A 16957-nucleotide genomic window follows, 5' to 3' on the forward strand; every position below is an offset into this window, starting at 1 on the left:
CTTTTCGCATTTCTGAGGTGGCTATGATTGAGATTGAGAAAGTTTGCGTGGATTTTAGCGCAGGCCGTGGAGCATCAACCCGGGCGGTTGATGACGTTAGCTTGCGCATTGGCGCAGGTGAGATATTTGGCATTGTCGGGACCAGCGGCGCGGGAAAAAGTACGCTGCTGCGCACCCTGAACGCCTTAACGCGTCCGAGCCAGGGAAGCGTTAAGGTGAACGGCGTAGAAATTTCCGCACTGGAAGGCGCGCATCTACGTAAAGCCCGTCAGCGTATCGGGATGATTTTTCAACATTTTAATCTGATGCATACCCGTACCGTGGCGCAAAACGTCGCCTTTAGCCTGAAGGCTGCCGGATGGGAACGCAGTAAAATTGGCCCGCGCGTGAGCGAAATTCTGTCGCTGGTGGGGCTGTCAGACAAGGCGAACCGCTTTCCGGTTCAGCTCAGCGGTGGGCAAAAGCAGCGTGTGGGTATTGCCCGCGCAATTGCCAATCACCCGGATGTGCTGCTGTGTGATGAACCCACTTCCGCGTTAGATCTCGAAACCTCGGCCACGATTCTGGCGTTGCTTAAGCAGATCAACCAACAGTTGGGGATCACGATCGTGCTGATCACCCATGAGATGAACGTGATCAAATCGATTTGCGATCGCGTGGCGGTGATGTCCGGTGGCAAGGTAGTGGAGTCTGGCGAGGTGTTTGATGTTTTTGCTCACCCGCAGCACGCTTTCACTCAGCAACTGGTGTCGCATACCCTCAATCTGACGTTACCCGACCGTCTGCGCCAGCATCTGCCTGGCCAGTTGCTAAAAATTCTGTTCATCGGTGATTCGGCAGAACAGCCGGTGTTGTCAGAAGTGGCGGTTAAATTTGGCGTGGCGGTGAACATTCTGCACGGCAAAATTGAATATATCGGCGAACGTGCGCTGGGGATTCTGGTGGTGCAACTGACCGCGCCGCATAACCCTTCTGCGGTGGATGTCGCCGTGGAACATATTCGTCAACGTACTGCACAGGTGGAGGTGATTCGTGGATGATTTATTGCCTGATTTGACGCTGGCGTTTAATGAAACCTTCCAGATGCTGAGCATCTCTACGCTGTTGGCGATTATTGGCGGTCTGCCGCTCGGTTTTCTTATTTTCGTTACCGACCGGCATTTATTCTGGCAAAACCGTTTTGTGTATCTGCTCAGCTCCGTGCTGGTGAATATTATCCGCTCGGTGCCGTTTGTGATCCTGCTGGTTCTGTTGTTGCCGCTAACCCAGTTTTTGCTCGGCAATACCATTGGACCCATCGCGGCGTCGGTTCCGCTGTCGGTAGCAGCAATTGCTTTCTATGCCCGTCTGGTTGATAGCGCGCTACGTGAAGTCGATAAAGGCATTATCGAGGCGGCGGAAGCGTTTGGCGCCAGCCCGATGCGCATCATCTGCACCGTTCTGTTACCGGAGGCGAGCGCGGGTCTGCTGCGTGGGCTGACGATAACGCTGGTGAGTCTGATCGGTTACTCCGCAATGGCCGGTATCGTTGGCGGCGGTGGAGTCGGCGACCTGGCGATTCGCTTTGGTTATTACCGCTACGAAACCCAGGTCATGATCGTCACCGTGGTGGCACTGATTATTCTGGTGCAAGTCGTTCAGGTGCTGGGCGACTGGTTGGCGAAACGCGCAGACAAGCGCGACAGACATTGATTACTGTACGCTAAGCCAGTCAGCCACCTCCTGCCATGAGCCGCGAAAGACGATTTTCGCGGCTTTCTTTTCCAGCTGATAGCGATACATCGGGTCGTAATACTCGTTGAGCAACGGTACCAGCCAGCTCATATGCGCGTCGGTGCTGCCCGTTGCCTGCTGTTCGCGCAGAGCCACGTCGAGCAGGGTGGTCAGCTCGGCAAAACGTTGCAAACCCAGACGACGGCGGATAGCAAACAGACCGTGGTGCAGATACTCGCTGTACTCCTGCCAGCCCTGACTCTCGCCATAAGCGTGAGTGAAATCGTGGTGCATGCGCACAAAATACTCTTCGCGCAGCCGCTCCAGCCGTAGCTCAAAAGGATCGTCCACCACCGCAATAGCGGCCTGGCTCATGCGTTCGCGCAAACATTCGGGCAGATGATTAGCGCCGATCATGCGGCCTTCGTCTTCAAGTACCCACAGACGCAGATCCTGACGGCTGTCTGTTTTCAGCATTTCGACCGCCAGCAGGTTTTCAAAGCTTGCCTGGCTAAGCTGCGGTTCAACGGTGCGACCAAATGAGGAACCGCGATGGTGCGCCAGACCTTCGAGATCCACACCGTTTGGCTGCTGTTGCACCAGCTGCGTTTTACCGTTCCCGGTACAGCCGCCAATTAAGACGATCGGTTTTTGCACCAACTCTTCAGTCAGTTGAATCACCGCCTGACGCAATGCTTTATAACCGCCTTGTATTAGCGGGTAGTCAGTACCGGACTCGTGCAACCATTGCTGCACAATGTGCGAACGCTGGCCGCCGCGCGCGCAGCATAAGTAGCCCGCAGGATTTTGACGACAGGCATTCAGCCAGGCCTTCATGCGTTGCTGGCGAGTCTCGCCACAGACCAGTTGATGGCCGAGCGCGAGGGCGGCCTCAGGCCCCTGACGTTTGTAACAGGTACCCACGGCAGCACGTTCGTCATCGTTCATTAAGGGAAGGTTTATTGCGCCCGGCATGGCGCCCTGCTGAAATTCGACGGGGGCGCGTACATCGATTAAAGGCGTACCAGCGAGCAGAATTGCGCGATAGTCCGTTCCATCGTTCATGTTTGATCCTGAAAATACAAAACAGCAATGGAGGGGATTTTACGCGCCAGGGGAGGGGCCGGGGAAGGATAAAATCCATTCCCCGGCATTAATGGCTTATTTCAGCTTTGACTGCGCCCAGATAATACCGCTGGCATATTCCGGCGGCAGCAGGGGGATAAGCGCTTCCAGTGTCGCGCTAAGGCGCGCGGTATCGCTGTCGCTCAGGTTCAGGTGACCCACCTTACGCCCTTCACGCACTTCTTTGTCATACCAGTGCAGGTGTACCAGCGGCAGCTTCAGCCAGTCGTAGTTCAGGTCGCTACCAATCAGGTTTACCATCACCGAAGGATGGTTCACCACCGGCGTCGGTAACGGCAGGTTGGTAATGGCACGCAGGTGCAGCTCAAACTGGCTAATGCTGGCGCCGTTTTGCGTCCAGTGCCCGCTGTTGTGCACGCGCGGAGCCAGTTCGTTGATCAGCAGACCTTCCGGGGTGATGAAACACTCCATCGCCATCACGCCGACATAGCCCAGCTCCTGCATGATGGCGGAGAGCATCGCTTCAGCCTGTGCCTGCTGTCTGGCGTTAGCCTGCGGGAACACCACGCTGGTGCGCAGAATACCGTCCTGATGCAGGTTATGGGTCAGGGGATAGAAAACGGTGCTGCCGTCATGCGCCCGAGCGCCAACCAGTGAGACTTCGCCAGAGAAGTTGATTCCCCGCTCGACGATGCACTCGCCATAGCAATCATCCGGCAGTTGTGCGGTTTCATTTGCGCGCAAACGCCACTGTCCACGACCGTCATAGCCGCCGACGCGACGCTTGACGATCGCCAGCTCGCCGAGTTTGTCGAATACCGCAGACCATTCGCTTTTATCTGCCAGCAGTTGCCACGGCGCGGTCGCCAGACCGAGCTTGTCAAAAAGCTGCTTTTGCGTCAGACGGTCGGCAATAATCGGGAAGACGTCGCGGTTAACAAACGCCGGGTGGCGCGCCAGTTCGCGAGTGAGCGCCGTTTCCGGCCAGCGCTCAATCTCTGCGGTGATCACGCTTTGCTGAAAAGGGACAGCAGCCGGTTCAGCGTCCAGCCCGACGGGCCAGACCGCAATGCCCAGCGGCTCGCCGGCCTGGCGCAGCATGCGTCCTAGCTGACCGTTACCGAGTACGCAGACCTGCTTCATGCCGCACCTCGCGGGTCCGGATTCTCCAGTACCTCATCGGTTTGTGCTTTGCGCCAGTCGTCCAGACGCTGGTGTAATGCGTTGTCGTGTGTAGCCAGAATTTGCGCTGCCAGTAGGGCCGCATTGGCCGCACCCGCTTTGCCGATCGCCAGCGTGCCGACCGGAATACCGCGCGGCATTTGAACGATGGAGTAGAGGCTATCTACGCCGCTCAACGCTGCGCTTTGCACCGGAACGCCGAGAACTGGCACCAGCGTTTTCGCCGCAATCATGCCTGGCAAATGCGCTGCGCCACCGGCTCCGGCAATAATCACCTGAAAACCGTTCTCTTCAGCGCTTTCGGCGAAGCTGAACAATTTGTCTGGGGTGCGGTGGGCGGAGACGACTTCAACATGATGCGGAACGTCCAGGATTTCGAAGATTTCGGCGGCGAACTGCATGGTAGCCCAGTCGCTTTTGGACCCCATCACGATGGCGACACGCGCCGGATTATTGCGGGAAGACATGCGTCTGAAAACTCCTGTGGTGCACTACACTCGACTTTTGAGGCCACAGAGAATAGCATAATTAACCTTCAAGGAAAACGATTGCGCGCTTTACACTTCACTCTTCAAGCTGCCTCTTTGTTGGCTGCATCTGCTCACCCCAGTCACTTACTTTTGTAAGCTCCTGGGGACTCACAGATTTGCCGCCTCGATGCAACTCGAATAGTTTTGTGTAAAGAGGAACTGGATATCTGCAGAATTAAAACGGAAACGCGATTAGCTCAACGTCGCTGGGCGTGACTTTCACCATTGAGCCTTCGGTATGCCATGCGCCTAATACCACGCGGAAAGCGGGTTGCTCATTGGCCGTGAGTTCGTGGACAGCCGGACGGTGTGTATGTCCGTGAATTAACCACTGGACCTGATGTTTTTCCATCTCGTTAATCACGGCCTGCGGATTCACATCCATGATTTCCAGCGATTTACTGCTATTGGCGGCTTTACTGTTGGCGCGCATTTTTGCGGCAATGCGCTGGCGAACAAACAGGGGCAGGGCGAGAAACAGCTTCTGTAGCCAGGGTTGATGCACTTTGGCGCGAAACGCCTGATAGCCTGCGTCGTCGGTGCATAAGGTGTCGCCATGCATGATCAGTACCTTGCGGCCATACAGATCGAGCACTTTTTCTTCGGGAAGCAAGGTCATGCCGCTCGCACGGGCAAAACGTTTGCCGAGCAGAAAATCACGGTTGCCGTGAATAAAAAAGCAGGGGACGCCGGAATCTGCCAGCGTTTTTATCGCTGCGGCCATTTCATGATGCAGCGGATTCGGGTCGTCATCGCCAATCCAGGCTTCAAACAGGTCGCCGAGAATGTATAGCGCATCGGCCTTGCGCGCATCGCCGGCTAAAAAACGCAGAAAACCGGCGGTGATCGCCGGTTCTTCTGTGCAGAGATGAAGATCTGCAATAAACAGTGTCGCCACGATTACTCGCTGACGGTCACGTTTTCGATGATAACGTCTTCTTTTGGCACATCCTGGTGCATACCGCTGCGACCGGTGGAAACGCCTTTGATTTTATCAACCACGTCCATGCCTTCAACAACTTCAGCGAACACGCAGTAACCCCAACCCTGCATGCTTTCACCGGAGAAGTTCAGGAAGTCGTTGTCAGCAACGTTGATGAAGAACTGTGCGGTTGCGGAGTGCGGAGCCTGAGTACGCGCCATTGCCAGCGTACCACGGGTGTTTTTCAGACCGTTGTTCGCTTCGTTTTTGATCGCTTCTTTCGTGGCTTTTTGCTTCATGCCTGGCTCGAAACCGCCGCCCTGGATCATGAAACCGTTAATAACACGGTGGAAAATGGTGTTGTTGTAAAAACCTTCGCGGCAGTAGTCCAGGAAGTTTTTAACTGTTTCAGGCGCTTTATCATCAAACGTTTTGATTACGATATCGCCGTGATTAGTGTGGAAAGTAACCATTTTTGCATCCTGTTCCGATAGATTGGTGCTTCGACCCCGTCAAGGGTCAGAGTTAGGGGTGTGTTATAGCATAACCGCAAGCTGTGATCACCTCGCAAAGTGTGCTGCTTCCGGTCTAAATTATGGGTATTATACAGACTTTACTATCCACACACGTCTACACGGAATCTTCGATGTTAAAAATCTTTAATACACTGACGCGCCAAAAAGAGGAATTCAAACCTATTCATGCCGGGGAAGTCGGCATGTACGTGTGTGGTATTACCGTTTACGATCTCTGTCATATTGGCCACGGACGTACCTTTGTTTCTTTCGACGTCGTCGCGCGCTACCTGCGCTTCCTCGGCTATAAGCTGAAGTATGTACGCAACATTACCGATATTGATGACAAAATCATCAAGCGCGCGAATGAAAACGGTGAAAGCTTTGTCGCGTTGGTCGACAGAATGATCGCGGAAATGCATAGCGATTTCGATGCGCTGAATATTCTGCGCCCGGATCTGGAGCCGCGCGCTACGCACCATATCGCTGAAATTATCGAAATCACTGAGCAGTTGATTGCCAAAGGTCACGCTTACGTTGCTGATAACGGCGACGTGATGTTCGACGTGCCGACTGACCCGAACTACGGTCAGCTGTCACGCCAGGATCTGGATCAGCTGCAGGCGGGTGCTCGCGTTGACGTGGTTGATGTGAAGCGTAACCCGATGGACTTCGTGCTGTGGAAAATGTCCAAAGAAGGCGAGCCGAGCTGGCCGTCTCCATGGGGCGCAGGTCGTCCGGGCTGGCACATCGAATGTTCGGCGATGAACTGCAAACAACTGGGTAACCATTTCGATATTCACGGCGGCGGTTCGGACCTGATGTTCCCGCATCATGAAAACGAAATCGCGCAGTCCACCTGTGCGCATGACGGTGAGTACGTTAATTACTGGATGCACTCCGGGATGGTGATGGTTGACCGCGAGAAAATGTCTAAATCGCTGGGCAACTTCTTTACCGTGCGCGATGTGCTGAAATACTACGACGCCGAAACCATTCGCTACTTCCTGATGTCGGGTCACTATCGTAGCCAGCTCAACTACAGCGAAGAGAACCTGAAACAGGCGCGTTCTGCGCTGGAGCGTCTGTACACTGCACTGCGCGGTACCGACAAATCCGTTGCCCCTGCGGGTGGCGAGGCCTTTGAAGCACGTTTCATTGAAGCGATGGACGATGACTTCAACACGCCGGAAGCTTACTCCGTGCTGTTTGATATGGCGCGTGAAGTTAACCGCCTGAAGGGTGAAGATATGGCGGCGGCTAACGGTATGGCTGCGCATCTGCGCAAGCTCTCCAGCGTGCTGGGACTGCTGGAACAGGATCCGGAAGCGTTCCTGCAAAGCGGGGCGCAGGCGGATGACGGTGAAGTTGCTGAAATTGAAGCGTTAATCCAACAGCGTCTGGATGCGCGTAAAGCGAAAGACTGGGCGGCGGCTGATGCCGCGCGTGACCGTCTCAATGAGATGGGTATCGTGCTGGAAGACGGCCCGCAGGGCACCACCTGGCGTCGTAAGTAACTCTCTATATTGCCGGATGGCGGCTTACGTCTTATCCGGCCTACGATGGAATGATCGGTAGGCCTGATAAGCGTAGCGCCATCAGGCACTATTAATGACGTTTGTACCACCACAGCACACCCATCATCATAACGCCCGGCAGCCATACCCACATCAACTCCGAAGTTATTACCTGATGCCCATACGGTGTGGCGTAGCGTGATAGCGCAAACGGAGCGACTTTAATCACCTGCCACGGTGCAAAGAAGCGTTCATCCGACCACGGCCACAGCCAGCCGACGCCTTTGCCGCCTGTCGTAACGGAATCCAGCAGACTGTGTGACAGCAGTGAAACCGTCAGGAATAGCCAGCAGCGAATCAATCCCGCCTTAAACCATCGTCGGCCAATCAATACGCAGAGCAGCGGTACCACGAAGGCGAACAGCAGTGAGTGGGTAAATCCCCGGTGGCCAAACACATTGCCATAGGCGACACCGAACTTAAATGACAACACATCGGCATCTGGCAGCATAGCCAGAACGACGCCAGCAAACAGTAATCGTGGGGGGATGACTTTAAGTCCGAGACCTAACCCTAAACAGAGCGGAACGGCTGCGTGGGTAACAATAGTGGGCATGATGATCGCTTCGTGTGGAAAAACAACATGCTAACAGTTCACTGTGAAGCGGGGATGAAGTCATTATCTGAAAACGAGAGGGAGAAGTGGCCGGATACGGTGTTTACCTCATCCGGCACTTAGGGTCATGCCACGACGGTAATGCTGTGACCTTCAAAGCTCACGGTCTGTCCGGCAACGATTTTGCAGCGTTTACGCGTTTCAACAACACCATCGACCTTCACTAACCCTTCGCCAATAGCAATTTTTGCCTGGGCGCCGCTTTCGCTCCAGCCTTCCAGCTTCAGCAGATCGCAGAGTTCAACATGTGGGTGTTTACCCAGTGAAAATGTGGCCATCTTAAACGTCCTTTACATCATGATATTCAACACACGCCTGCAGCGTGTTTTCGATAAGTGTGGCGACCGTCATTGGGCCTACGCCGCCGGGGACCGGCGTGATATATGACGCGCGTGCGGCAGCATCTTCAAAGACCACATCGCCAACAACCTTACCATTCTCCAGACGGTTGATGCCGACATCAATCACAATCGCACCTTCTTTGATCCACTCGCCAGGAATAAAGCCCGGTTTACCGACGGCAACAATTAGCAGGTCAGCATGCTCAACGTGGCGACGCAGATCTTTGGTGAAGCGATGGGTGACGGTGGTGGTGCAGCCAGCCAGCAGCAGTTCCATGCTCATTGGGCGACCGACGATGTTTGAAGCGCCAATGACGACCGCATTAAGGCCGTAGGTGTCGATGTTGTAACGCTCAAGCAGGGTCACGATACCGCGCGGGGTACAAGGACGCAGGCGCGGCGCACGCTGGCACAGGCGACCGACGTTATACGGATGAAAACCGTCAACGTCTTTATCCGGTGCAATACGCTCCAGCACTTTAACGTTGTCGATACCGGCAGGTAACGGCAGTTGTACCAGAATACCGTCGATGGTGGTATCTGCATTGAGCGTATCGATCAGCTCAAGAAGCTCCGCCTCGCTGGTGGTTTCGGGCAGGTCATAGGAGCGGGAGACGAACCCCACTTCGTCGCAGGCTTTGCGTTTACTCGCGACGTAAATTTGCGAAGCCGGATTGCTGCCTACCAGCACAACAGCCAGGCCTGGGGCGCGTAATCCAGCCGCTAAACGCGCCTGAACTTTTTGAGCAACCTCAGAGCGCACCTGCTGCGCAATCGTTTTACCGTCAATAATCTTTGCTGCCATCAGAGAGAGGATTCCGTCTGTTACGTTAAATCGAAGGGGATGCCACTATTTTGTCAGAAGCGGGACGTGCTGTCAGTTTTCGTTTGCGTTTTTATGTGCGCCAGGGCCGTCACGGGCTGCAAATGGTGTCGGCACAAAGGCTGAAGCCTTACGAATAAATAATAAGCATGCTAATTAAAATTAACGTGAATGAAACATCTCATCACCCTGGGTTCTTTATGGGTAATGCTTCATAAACCAGACTGTTACGTACTATTACGGCGGCATTTAGGTAATATTAACCAAGACTTTTCTTAGATCCCATTAAGAATTAGCCAGGGCTATTAAAAGGATTTGCAGGTATTTTTCATTAATTGAAATGTTTAATTTATCGCTGTGACGAATAGTCATATTCGCGAAGGATAATTAGTAAATCAAATACTCAGGAGAGTCGGGGTAAAAGGTTAGCTAATTCTCTTGCGATATATATCTTTACAGGATGCAGAGATAATTAGCCTGACATTTAATGTCGATAATGAAAACGGATCCCGCAGGATGCTGGAGCCGGATGTGTGTAATTCAAGGGAAATCCATGAAACGTAAATTAATGACCTCTTCTGTTATTGCCAGCCTGATGTTAGTCGCAGGTGCTGCGGTTGCAGCCGATCCGGTAAGTGTGAGCGGCGGTACTGTGCATTTTGAAGGTGAACTGGTCAATGCAGCCTGTGCAGTCAGTACTCAGTCATCCGATCAGGTTGTCACCTTAGGCCAGTATCGTACTGCCAGTTTTGCCGCAGTAGGTGATACAACGGCACAAATTCCGTTCTCCATCGTGCTGAACGATTGTGATCCGAAAGTTGCTGCAACCGCAGCCGTTGCTTTCTCTGGTCAGGCAGATGCCACCAACTCGGCTCTGTTGGCTGTTTCTTCAGGGAATAACACCACTACTGCTGGCGGTGTAGGTATCGAAATTCTGGACAACACGTCCACCGCGCTGAAGCCGGATGGAGCCACCTTCTCTACCGCTCAGGCGCTGGTAGAAGGAACCAACACCCTGCGTTTCTCTGCGCGTTACAAAGCCACTGCCACCAGCGCTACGCCGGGTCAGGCAAATGCCGACGCGACGTTCATCATGAAGTACGAATAAGCCGTTTTGATTTGCGCAAGGATGACGTTCGCCTCACTGGATGAGGCAATTTCCGGGGATGATGAAGGATGCGGCAGATGATAGGGAAAGGCGTGGCGCTGGCGGGAATGCTGTGCGTACTGCCTGTGTTTGCACATACGGTAATACTGGAAAGTGGCCGCCTTCACTTACGGGGGCAGCTCGTCAATGGTGCCTGCACGGTCGCTACTGACAGCCAAAATTTGCGGGTGCAAATGGGGCAGTATCGCACCAATGCTTTCTCCGGGACGGGGAGCTTTGCCTCTACCAGCGTGCCGTTTTCACTGCGCTTAACGTCATGCAGCTCCGATGTTTATGACCACGTTGGGATTGCGTTTGCAGGCGTGACGCCAGCGGAAGATCCGCAGGTTTTCCTTGCCAGTGGAGATGCGTCTGCGACTTCGGGGATCGGCCTGGCGTTATTTGACCAGCGCCAACGGCAAATTATTCCGAATGCGCTGCCGCTTCATTATGCGCCGATTATAACGCAAGAGATGACGTTTCATTTCACTGCTCGTTATCGGGCTGTCTCGGAAAATATAACGCCGGGAACGCTTCGTTCAGACGTGTGGTTTACGTTGGTTTATCCCTGATTTATTTCCCAACGATAATCACACCAAAGGTATTTGTAGCTATGTTTAATTATCTAAAATCAGGTTTTATCCTTTTACTATTCTTATTTCCTGTTGCCAGTGTTCAGGCTGCCGGAGGCATTGCATTAGGCGCTACCCGTGTTATTTATCCAGCCGATGCCAAACAAACGTCACTGTCTATTAGCAATAGTGATACCAAAGAACGTTACCTGGTCAATTCATGGATTGAGAATAGCGCAGGTGTTAAAGAAACATCGTTTGTGGTTACGCCTCCGTTGTTTGTCAGCGAGCCCAAAAGCGAAAACACGTTGCGTATTATCTATGCAGGTGTTCCGTTGCCCAAAGATCGTGAGTCGCTGTTCTGGATGAACGTAAAAGCCATTCCGTCAGTCAATAAAAACAGCCTTGAGGGCAAAAACGTTCTGCAACTGGCGATTCTGTCCCGCATCAAGCTTTTTGTGCGCCCGAATAATTTGCCGCAAATTCCGGAAGATGCGCCCGGGATGCTGAAATTCTCCCGTTCCGGCAACCACCTGAAAATTAACAATCCGTCAGCGTATTACGTCACGTTGGTCAATCTCAACGTGGGGAAAACGAAGGTCGATAACGTGATGGTTGCACCGAAAAGCGATGCGCAGGTTCTGTTGCCAACAGGCGTGCAGGGCAACGTTACGTTCCAGACGGTCAATGATTATGGCGCTGTGACCCCGGCCCAAACGGTTAGCGTGCGTTGAGATAACGATGAATAAGACAACGTATTTTCCTGGCCTGTTTCCGGGGGTTACGCCACCGCTGGCGGGGGTGGCGTTGTCCACGCTGGCGGCGCTCTTTCCCTCTTTAAGCCATGGTGAAAGCTATTTTAATCCGGCCTTTTTATCTGCGGATACGGCAACCGTGGCGGATTTATCACGTTTTGAAAAAGGTAATCACCAGCCTGAAGGTGTTTATCGCGTGGATATCTGGCGCAATGATGAGTTTGTGGCTACTCAGGATATTCGTTTTACGACCAGCGCGGGAAAATCCGGGGAGAAGTCCGGTGGGCTGATGCCGTGCTTTGGGCTCGACTGGGTGAAGCGCCTTGGCGTCAATATCGCCGCGTTTCCGGCACTCAGTAAGGATGCGAACGATACCTGCATCAATCTACCTGAGGCGATTCCAGGCAGCGAGATTGCGTTTGATTTTTCTACCCTGCGACTAAACGTCAGCCTGCCGCAGGCGTCGATGTTAAACAGCGCGCGTGGCTATATTCCACCGGAAGAGTGGGATGAAGGCATCCCGGCTGCGCTGGTTAACTACAGTTTCACCGGCAGTCGCGGGAGTGATACGGACAGTTATTTCTTAAGTATGCTCAGTGGCCTGAACTATGGCCCCTGGCGTTTGAGAAATAACGGCGCATGGAGCTATTCCAAAGGTGACGGATATCACTCACAAAGCTGGAAAAACATCGGCACATGGCTTCAGCGCGCGATTATTCCGCTGAAGGGCGAGCTGGTGATGGGTGACAGCAACACCGGCAACGACGTTTTTGACAGCGTCGGATTCCGCGGGGCGCGGCTCTATTCCTCAGACAGTATGTATCCCGACAGCTTACAGGGCTACGCGCCTACCGTTCGCGGTATTGCGCGAACAGCGGCAAAGCTAACCATTCGTCAGAATGGCTATGTGATCTATCAAAGCTATGTTTCACCGGGCGCTTTCTCGATAACCGATCTCAACCCGACGTCATCCAGCGGTGACCTTGAGGTGACGGTGGACGAAAAGGACGGCAGCCAACAGCGCTATACGGTGCCGTACTCCACGGTTCCCTTGTTACAACGAGAAGGGCGTTTCAAATATGACGTGGTCGCAGGGGATTTTCGCAGCGGCAATAGCCAACAATCTTCTCCATTCTTTTTCCAGGGAACATTAATTGCTGGGTTACCAGAAGGCTACACCGCTTACGGCGGTACGCAGTTGGCCTCACGCTACACGGCGGTGGTTTTAGGCACCGGCCGAAACCTGGGGGACTGGGGGGCGGTTTCTGTCGATCTGACCCATGCCCGCAGCCAACTGGCGGATGACAGTACGCACCAGGGGCAGTCATTGCGTTTTCTATATGCGAAATCGCTGAACAATTTTGGCACCAACTTTCAGTTGTTGGGATATCGCTACTCTACGCGTGGTTTCTATACCCTCGACGATGTGGCGTATCGCAGTATGGAAGGCTATGAGTACGAATACGACAGCGAGGGCAATCGCCACGATGTGCCCGATGTGAAGAGTTACCACAACCTGAGCTACAGCAAAAAGGGCCGTTTCCAGATAAACATTTCGCAGAATCTGGGGGATTACGGATCGCTGTATGTCTCGGGTAGTCAGCAAACGTACTGGAATACCTCAGACACCAATACCTGGTATCAACTGGGCTATGCCAGCGGCTGGCAAGGTATTAGCTATTCACTCTCCTGGTCGTGGAATGAATCGGTTGGCATCTCCGACACCGACCGTATTGTCGCGTTCAATATGTCAATACCGTTCAGCCTGCTGAGCGGACGGCGCTACTCGCGAGATAGCGCCTTCGATCGCACCTACGCCACCTTTAATGCTAACCGTAATAGCAATGGACAAAATAGCTGGCAGAGCGGGATCGGCGGTACGTTGCTGGATGGACGCAACCTGAGCTACAGCGTGAATCAGGGGCACAGCAGCACCAATGGCTACAGCGGAAACGCCAGTGCCAACTGGCAGGCGGCCTATGGCACGCTGGGCGTGGGATACAACTACGATCGCGATCAGCATGACTACAACTGGCAACTCTCTGGCGGCGTGGTGGGGCATGCGGATGGCATTACGCTCAGTCAGCCTCTGGGTGATACCAATGTGCTGATTAAAGCGCCTGGCGCACAGGGTGTGCGGATAGAAAACCAGACCGGCGTTCAAACCGACTGGCGTGGATACGCGGTGATGCCGTATGCCACCGTCTATCGCTATAACCGTGTCGCGTTAGACACCAATTCCATGAACAACAATACCGATGTGGAAAATAACGTCAGCAGCGTAGTACCAACGCAAGGGGCGCTGGTGCGAGCGGCGTTTGATACACGAATCGGTGTGCGGGCGCTGATTACCGCCAAACATGCCGGTAAACCCGTGCCGTTTGGCTCTATTGTGCGGGAAAACACCAGTGGCGTGACCAGTATGGTGGGCGAAGACGGGCAAATTTATCTCAGTGGTCTGCCGCTAAAAGGCGAGTTGCTGATCCAATGGGGGGAAGGCGCAAACGCTCGCTGCGTGGCGCGCTATGCCTTGCCTGAGGAGAGTCTGAAACAGGCGGTGACGCTCACGAACGTGACGTGCGAATCTCCAACGGCACGACAGGAATAATACGATGAAAAGACAAACGGGTTTGTTACTGGGAAGCGCTTTACTGCTGATGGCACATTCGTCATGGGCGACGGTCTGCCATAACTCGAATGGCACGCCAACGGATGTTTTTTACGATTTGTCGAATGTCTTTAACAGCAGCAACAACCAGCCGGGACAGGTTGTAACGTTACCGGAAAAATCGGGCTGGATTGGCGTGAATGCCACCTGTCCGGCCGGAACGTCGGTGAATTACACCTACCGAAGCTATGTCACTGAACTTCCGGTGCAAAGTACCGAGGGCGGTTTTCAGTATCTGAAGCTCAATGACTACCTGCTGGGAGCCATGAGCATCACCGACAGCTATGCCGGGTTGTTTTATCCTCCGCGTAATTATATCCGCATGGGGACTCACCCCAACGTATCGAAACAGCAGCCTTTTGGCGTAATGGATTCAAAGCTGGTGTTTAAACTCAAAGTGATCCGCTCGTTTATTAACATGGTTCCGATTCCGCGTCAGACGATGTTCAGCGTCTATGTCACGACCAGTACCGGAGATGCGCTAAGCACGCCGGTGTACACCATCAGCTACAGCGGTAAGGTGGAGGTTCCACAAAACTGTGAGGTGAACGCCGGGCAGATTGTTGAGTTTGATTTTGGCGATATTGGCGCATCGTTGTTTAGCAAGGCGGGGGCAGGAAACCGGCCCGAAGGCATTAATCCGCAGACCAAAACCGTGGCGATAAAATGCACCAACGTCGCCGCACAGGCCTACTTGACCATGCGTGTAGAGGCTGAGAAAGCCACCGGACAAATGATGGTTTCTGACAACCCGGATTTAGGTTTTATCGTCGCCGATAGCAGTGGTAACCCGCTGACGCCTAACAATTTGTCCAGCAATATCCCATTTCAATTGGATGATAACGCCGCAGCCAGGGTCGGTATTCGGGCATGGCCGGTCAGCGTGACGGGGAATAAACCTACCGAAGGGCCTTTTACGGCTCGTGGTTATCTGCGAGTGGATTATGACTAACAAGCAAACGCCATTCGCAGGGGCGCTTCTGGCGATGGTGTCCCTGCTAACATTCAGTTCGTTGGGCCATGCCTCCTCGTCGCTGGGGGAAATCAATATTGAGCTGCGTGGCAACGTGGTGGACTTTACCTGTGCGGTGATTGCCAGCGACAGCAATAAGTCGGTGGAGTTGGGGACCTGGCCGACAAAGCAGCTTCAGACCAGCGGAGATACCACTCAACCGGTCGCGTTTACGCTGAAGCTTGAAGGTTGCCCGCCGGGATCCGCATCGATAACGTTTTCCGGTACTCCGGCTCCGGGCACGACGCTGTTGGCGCTTGATGATGCGGTCATGGCACAAAAGGTGGCGATTGAACTGCACGACAGCGATCGTACGCGATTACCGCTCGAACAGGCGAGCCAGGCCGTGGGGATTGATGAGAACGGCAATGCCACGCTGACCTTTTTCGCCAACTATATCGCGTTAGCCGATGGAGTTCAGCCTGGCGTCGCCAGGGCTGATGCCACGTTTATGATTAACTATAATTAATCAATAAGCTGACAAAACGCTCCCGAACGACATCTCGCCGGGAGTGTTATTACATTAACTCATGCATTTTTGCATAATCGATCAGCTCAACGATGGTGTGCAACCCGAGCTTGGAGTAGATATTCGCCTTGTGAGCGCTAATCGTTTTATTGCTGAGTAACAACTGTTCAGCAATTTCCTTATTGGACAGACCGTTTGCCAGATAACGCAAAACCGTAACCTCGCGGTTAGAGAGCGGCATGTCATTCAGCACACCTTTTTGTGCGTTTATATTGTTAATGAAATTAAGGGTGTCCGACGGGAAAAAAGAATATCCCGATAAAATCATTTTTACTGCATTGTAGATATCATTGAGATCCTTTCGTTTACTGACAAAACCATTTGCACCGGCCCGGATAGCACGCCCGGCATAAAAAGACTCCGATTTGGAAGAGAGAAACAGCACCCGAGTTTTCTCCTGCAGAGACTTTATTCTCTTGAGTAATGTAAATCCATCCGAACCAGGTAGTTCAATATCCAGGATGACAAGATCGACCGGGTATGTGCGCAGGTGTTCTATTGCCGTACGGCTGTCGTCGGTTTTCAATACTACCTGAATATTACTGTTTTTCTCGAGTAGTACTTCTATCGACATTCTGACAATAGGGTGTTCGTCCATAATGATAACGGATGCTGGTTTCATTGTTGTATGCCTCAAACTGTTTGCGTATCTTGCGAATTTGATAAAACATCAGGCGTTATAATATTGTCAAATAGCCAAGAATTGTTCTGCGGGAAAACCGAATAAATATTATTTCATCCTTGTTTATTCGGTTGTTCTTCTGCAGAACAATGAATTTGTGGAAAATCCATTTCACACCGGGAAAACTAACAATTAATCAGGAAACTGTGGGGATTATACCTGCTCTGTTCTTTCGGAAAAGACTTACAACATCCCGGTTGTTAATGTCAGTTAGGATATTCTGAAAGATCCAGATGTGTTAATGACTATTGGTATTATTTATCTGCAGTTCGAATTATGGCAGATTG

18 protein-coding genes are annotated in these 16957 nt (G+C 52.9%); 9 read left to right on the forward strand and 9 right to left on the reverse strand.

The window, feature by feature from the left end:
• Positions 1 to 23: 23 nt before the first annotated feature.
• Positions 24 to 1040 carry a virulence-associated ABC transporter ATP-binding protein SfbB gene (sfbB, locus tag SK34_RS13160; protein WP_003847503.1) on the forward strand — a complete coding sequence of 339 codons (1017 nt, stop codon included), beginning with the start codon at positions 24 to 26 and terminating at the stop codon, positions 1038 to 1040.
• Positions 1033 to 1692, forward strand: coding sequence for a methionine ABC transporter permease (locus tag SK34_RS13165; protein WP_003021866.1), 660 nt, complete (start codon positions 1033 to 1035; stop codon positions 1690 to 1692). The genes sfbB and SK34_RS13165 overlap by 8 nt, the downstream gene beginning before the upstream one ends.
• Here the strand turns inward: SK34_RS13165 and mnmH are convergent, their stop codons facing one another.
• The 5 genes from mnmH to ppiB all read right to left on the reverse strand — a co-directional run bounded on the left by mnmH (position 1693) and on the right by ppiB (position 5906).
• Positions 1693 to 2778, reverse strand: coding sequence for a tRNA 2-selenouridine(34) synthase MnmH (gene mnmH / locus SK34_RS13170; protein ID WP_046669824.1), 1086 nt, complete (start codon positions 2776 to 2778; stop codon positions 1693 to 1695).
• Positions 2779 to 2874: 96 nt separating this feature from the next.
• Positions 2875 to 3942 (reverse strand): 5-(carboxyamino)imidazole ribonucleotide synthase, encoded by a 1068-nt coding sequence (purK, locus tag SK34_RS13175; RefSeq protein ID WP_003021869.1) that lies wholly within the window; start codon positions 3940 to 3942, stop codon positions 2875 to 2877.
• Positions 3939 to 4448, reverse strand: a complete 510-nt coding sequence (gene purE, locus SK34_RS13180; RefSeq protein WP_003021871.1) for a 5-(carboxyamino)imidazole ribonucleotide mutase — start codon at positions 4446 to 4448, stop codon at positions 3939 to 3941. The genes purK and purE overlap by 4 nt, the downstream gene beginning before the upstream one ends.
• A gap of 238 nt (positions 4449 to 4686) precedes the next feature.
• Positions 4687 to 5409 carry a UDP-2,3-diacylglucosamine diphosphatase gene (lpxH, locus tag SK34_RS13185; protein WP_003835755.1) on the reverse strand — a complete coding sequence of 241 codons (723 nt, stop codon included), beginning with the start codon at positions 5407 to 5409 and terminating at the stop codon, positions 4687 to 4689.
• Positions 5410 to 5411: 2 nt separating this feature from the next.
• Positions 5412 to 5906: a peptidylprolyl isomerase B gene (gene ppiB / locus SK34_RS13190; RefSeq protein WP_003021875.1), complete on the reverse strand. Its 495-nt coding sequence runs from the start codon at positions 5904 to 5906 to the stop codon at positions 5412 to 5414.
• Between the two features lie 173 nt (positions 5907 to 6079).
• Here ppiB and cysS point away from each other — a divergent pair, with 173 nt between their 5' ends.
• Entirely contained in the window at positions 6080 to 7465 is a 1386-nt protein-coding gene (cysS, locus tag SK34_RS13195; protein ID WP_003831109.1) for a cysteine--tRNA ligase, read from the forward strand.
• A 91-nt stretch (positions 7466 to 7556) separates the two neighbouring features.
• Here the strand turns inward: cysS and SK34_RS13200 are convergent, their stop codons facing one another.
• From SK34_RS13200 to folD, 3 genes are all read right to left on the reverse strand, one after another.
• Complete coding sequence (locus SK34_RS13200; RefSeq protein ID WP_003021883.1) at positions 7557 to 8081, reverse strand: metal-dependent hydrolase; 525 nt, start codon at positions 8079 to 8081, stop codon at positions 7557 to 7559.
• A 125-nt stretch (positions 8082 to 8206) separates the two neighbouring features.
• Positions 8207 to 8419, reverse strand: coding sequence for a ribosome-associated protein YbcJ (gene ybcJ / locus SK34_RS13205; RefSeq protein ID WP_044699447.1), 213 nt, complete (start codon positions 8417 to 8419; stop codon positions 8207 to 8209).
• A 1-nt stretch (position 8420) separates the two neighbouring features.
• Positions 8421 to 9287, reverse strand: coding sequence for a bifunctional methylenetetrahydrofolate dehydrogenase/methenyltetrahydrofolate cyclohydrolase FolD (gene folD, locus SK34_RS13210; RefSeq protein WP_003021887.1), 867 nt, complete (start codon positions 9285 to 9287; stop codon positions 8421 to 8423).
• Between the two features lie 571 nt (positions 9288 to 9858).
• Between folD and fimA the strand changes: the two genes are divergently transcribed.
• The 6 genes from fimA (at position 9859) to sfmF (ending at position 15928) form a co-directional block, all read left to right on the forward strand.
• The gene (fimA, locus tag SK34_RS13215; protein ID WP_032947919.1) at positions 9859 to 10413 is read left to right on the forward strand and encodes a type 1 fimbrial major subunit FimA; all 555 of its coding nucleotides are present in this window, start codon (positions 9859 to 9861) and stop codon (positions 10411 to 10413) included.
• Between the two features lie 77 nt (positions 10414 to 10490).
• Positions 10491 to 11024 (forward strand): type 1 fimbrial protein subunit FimI, encoded by a 534-nt coding sequence (gene fimI / locus SK34_RS13220; RefSeq protein ID WP_044699450.1) that lies wholly within the window; start codon positions 10491 to 10493, stop codon positions 11022 to 11024.
• Between the two features lie 41 nt (positions 11025 to 11065).
• On the forward strand, positions 11066 to 11758 hold the full coding sequence (gene fimC / locus SK34_RS13225; protein ID WP_016149733.1) for a type 1 fimbria chaperone FimC: 693 nt from the start codon (positions 11066 to 11068) through the stop codon (positions 11756 to 11758).
• A 7-nt stretch (positions 11759 to 11765) separates the two neighbouring features.
• Positions 11766 to 14387, forward strand: coding sequence for a fimbrial biogenesis usher protein (locus SK34_RS13230; protein WP_003847495.1), 2622 nt, complete (start codon positions 11766 to 11768; stop codon positions 14385 to 14387).
• Positions 14388 to 14391: 4 nt separating this feature from the next.
• Positions 14392 to 15399 carry a type 1 fimbria D-mannose specific adhesin FimH gene (gene fimH, locus SK34_RS13235; protein ID WP_044712796.1) on the forward strand — a complete coding sequence of 336 codons (1008 nt, stop codon included), beginning with the start codon at positions 14392 to 14394 and terminating at the stop codon, positions 15397 to 15399.
• 34 nt (positions 15400 to 15433) lie between these two features.
• Positions 15434 to 15928, forward strand: coding sequence for a fimbria assembly protein (gene sfmF, locus SK34_RS13240; protein ID WP_085951539.1), 495 nt, complete (start codon positions 15434 to 15436; stop codon positions 15926 to 15928).
• Between the two features lie 49 nt (positions 15929 to 15977).
• Here the strand turns inward: sfmF and fimZ are convergent, their stop codons facing one another.
• Positions 15978 to 16610, reverse strand: coding sequence for a fimbria biosynthesis transcriptional regulator FimZ (gene fimZ / locus SK34_RS13245; protein ID WP_003021902.1), 633 nt, complete (start codon positions 16608 to 16610; stop codon positions 15978 to 15980).
• Positions 16611 to 16957: the final 347 nt, after the last annotated feature.

It is taken from the genome of Citrobacter sp. MGH104 (assembly GCF_001034485.1).
Classification (GTDB): Bacteria; Pseudomonadota; Gammaproteobacteria; order Enterobacterales; family Enterobacteriaceae; genus Citrobacter; species Citrobacter freundii.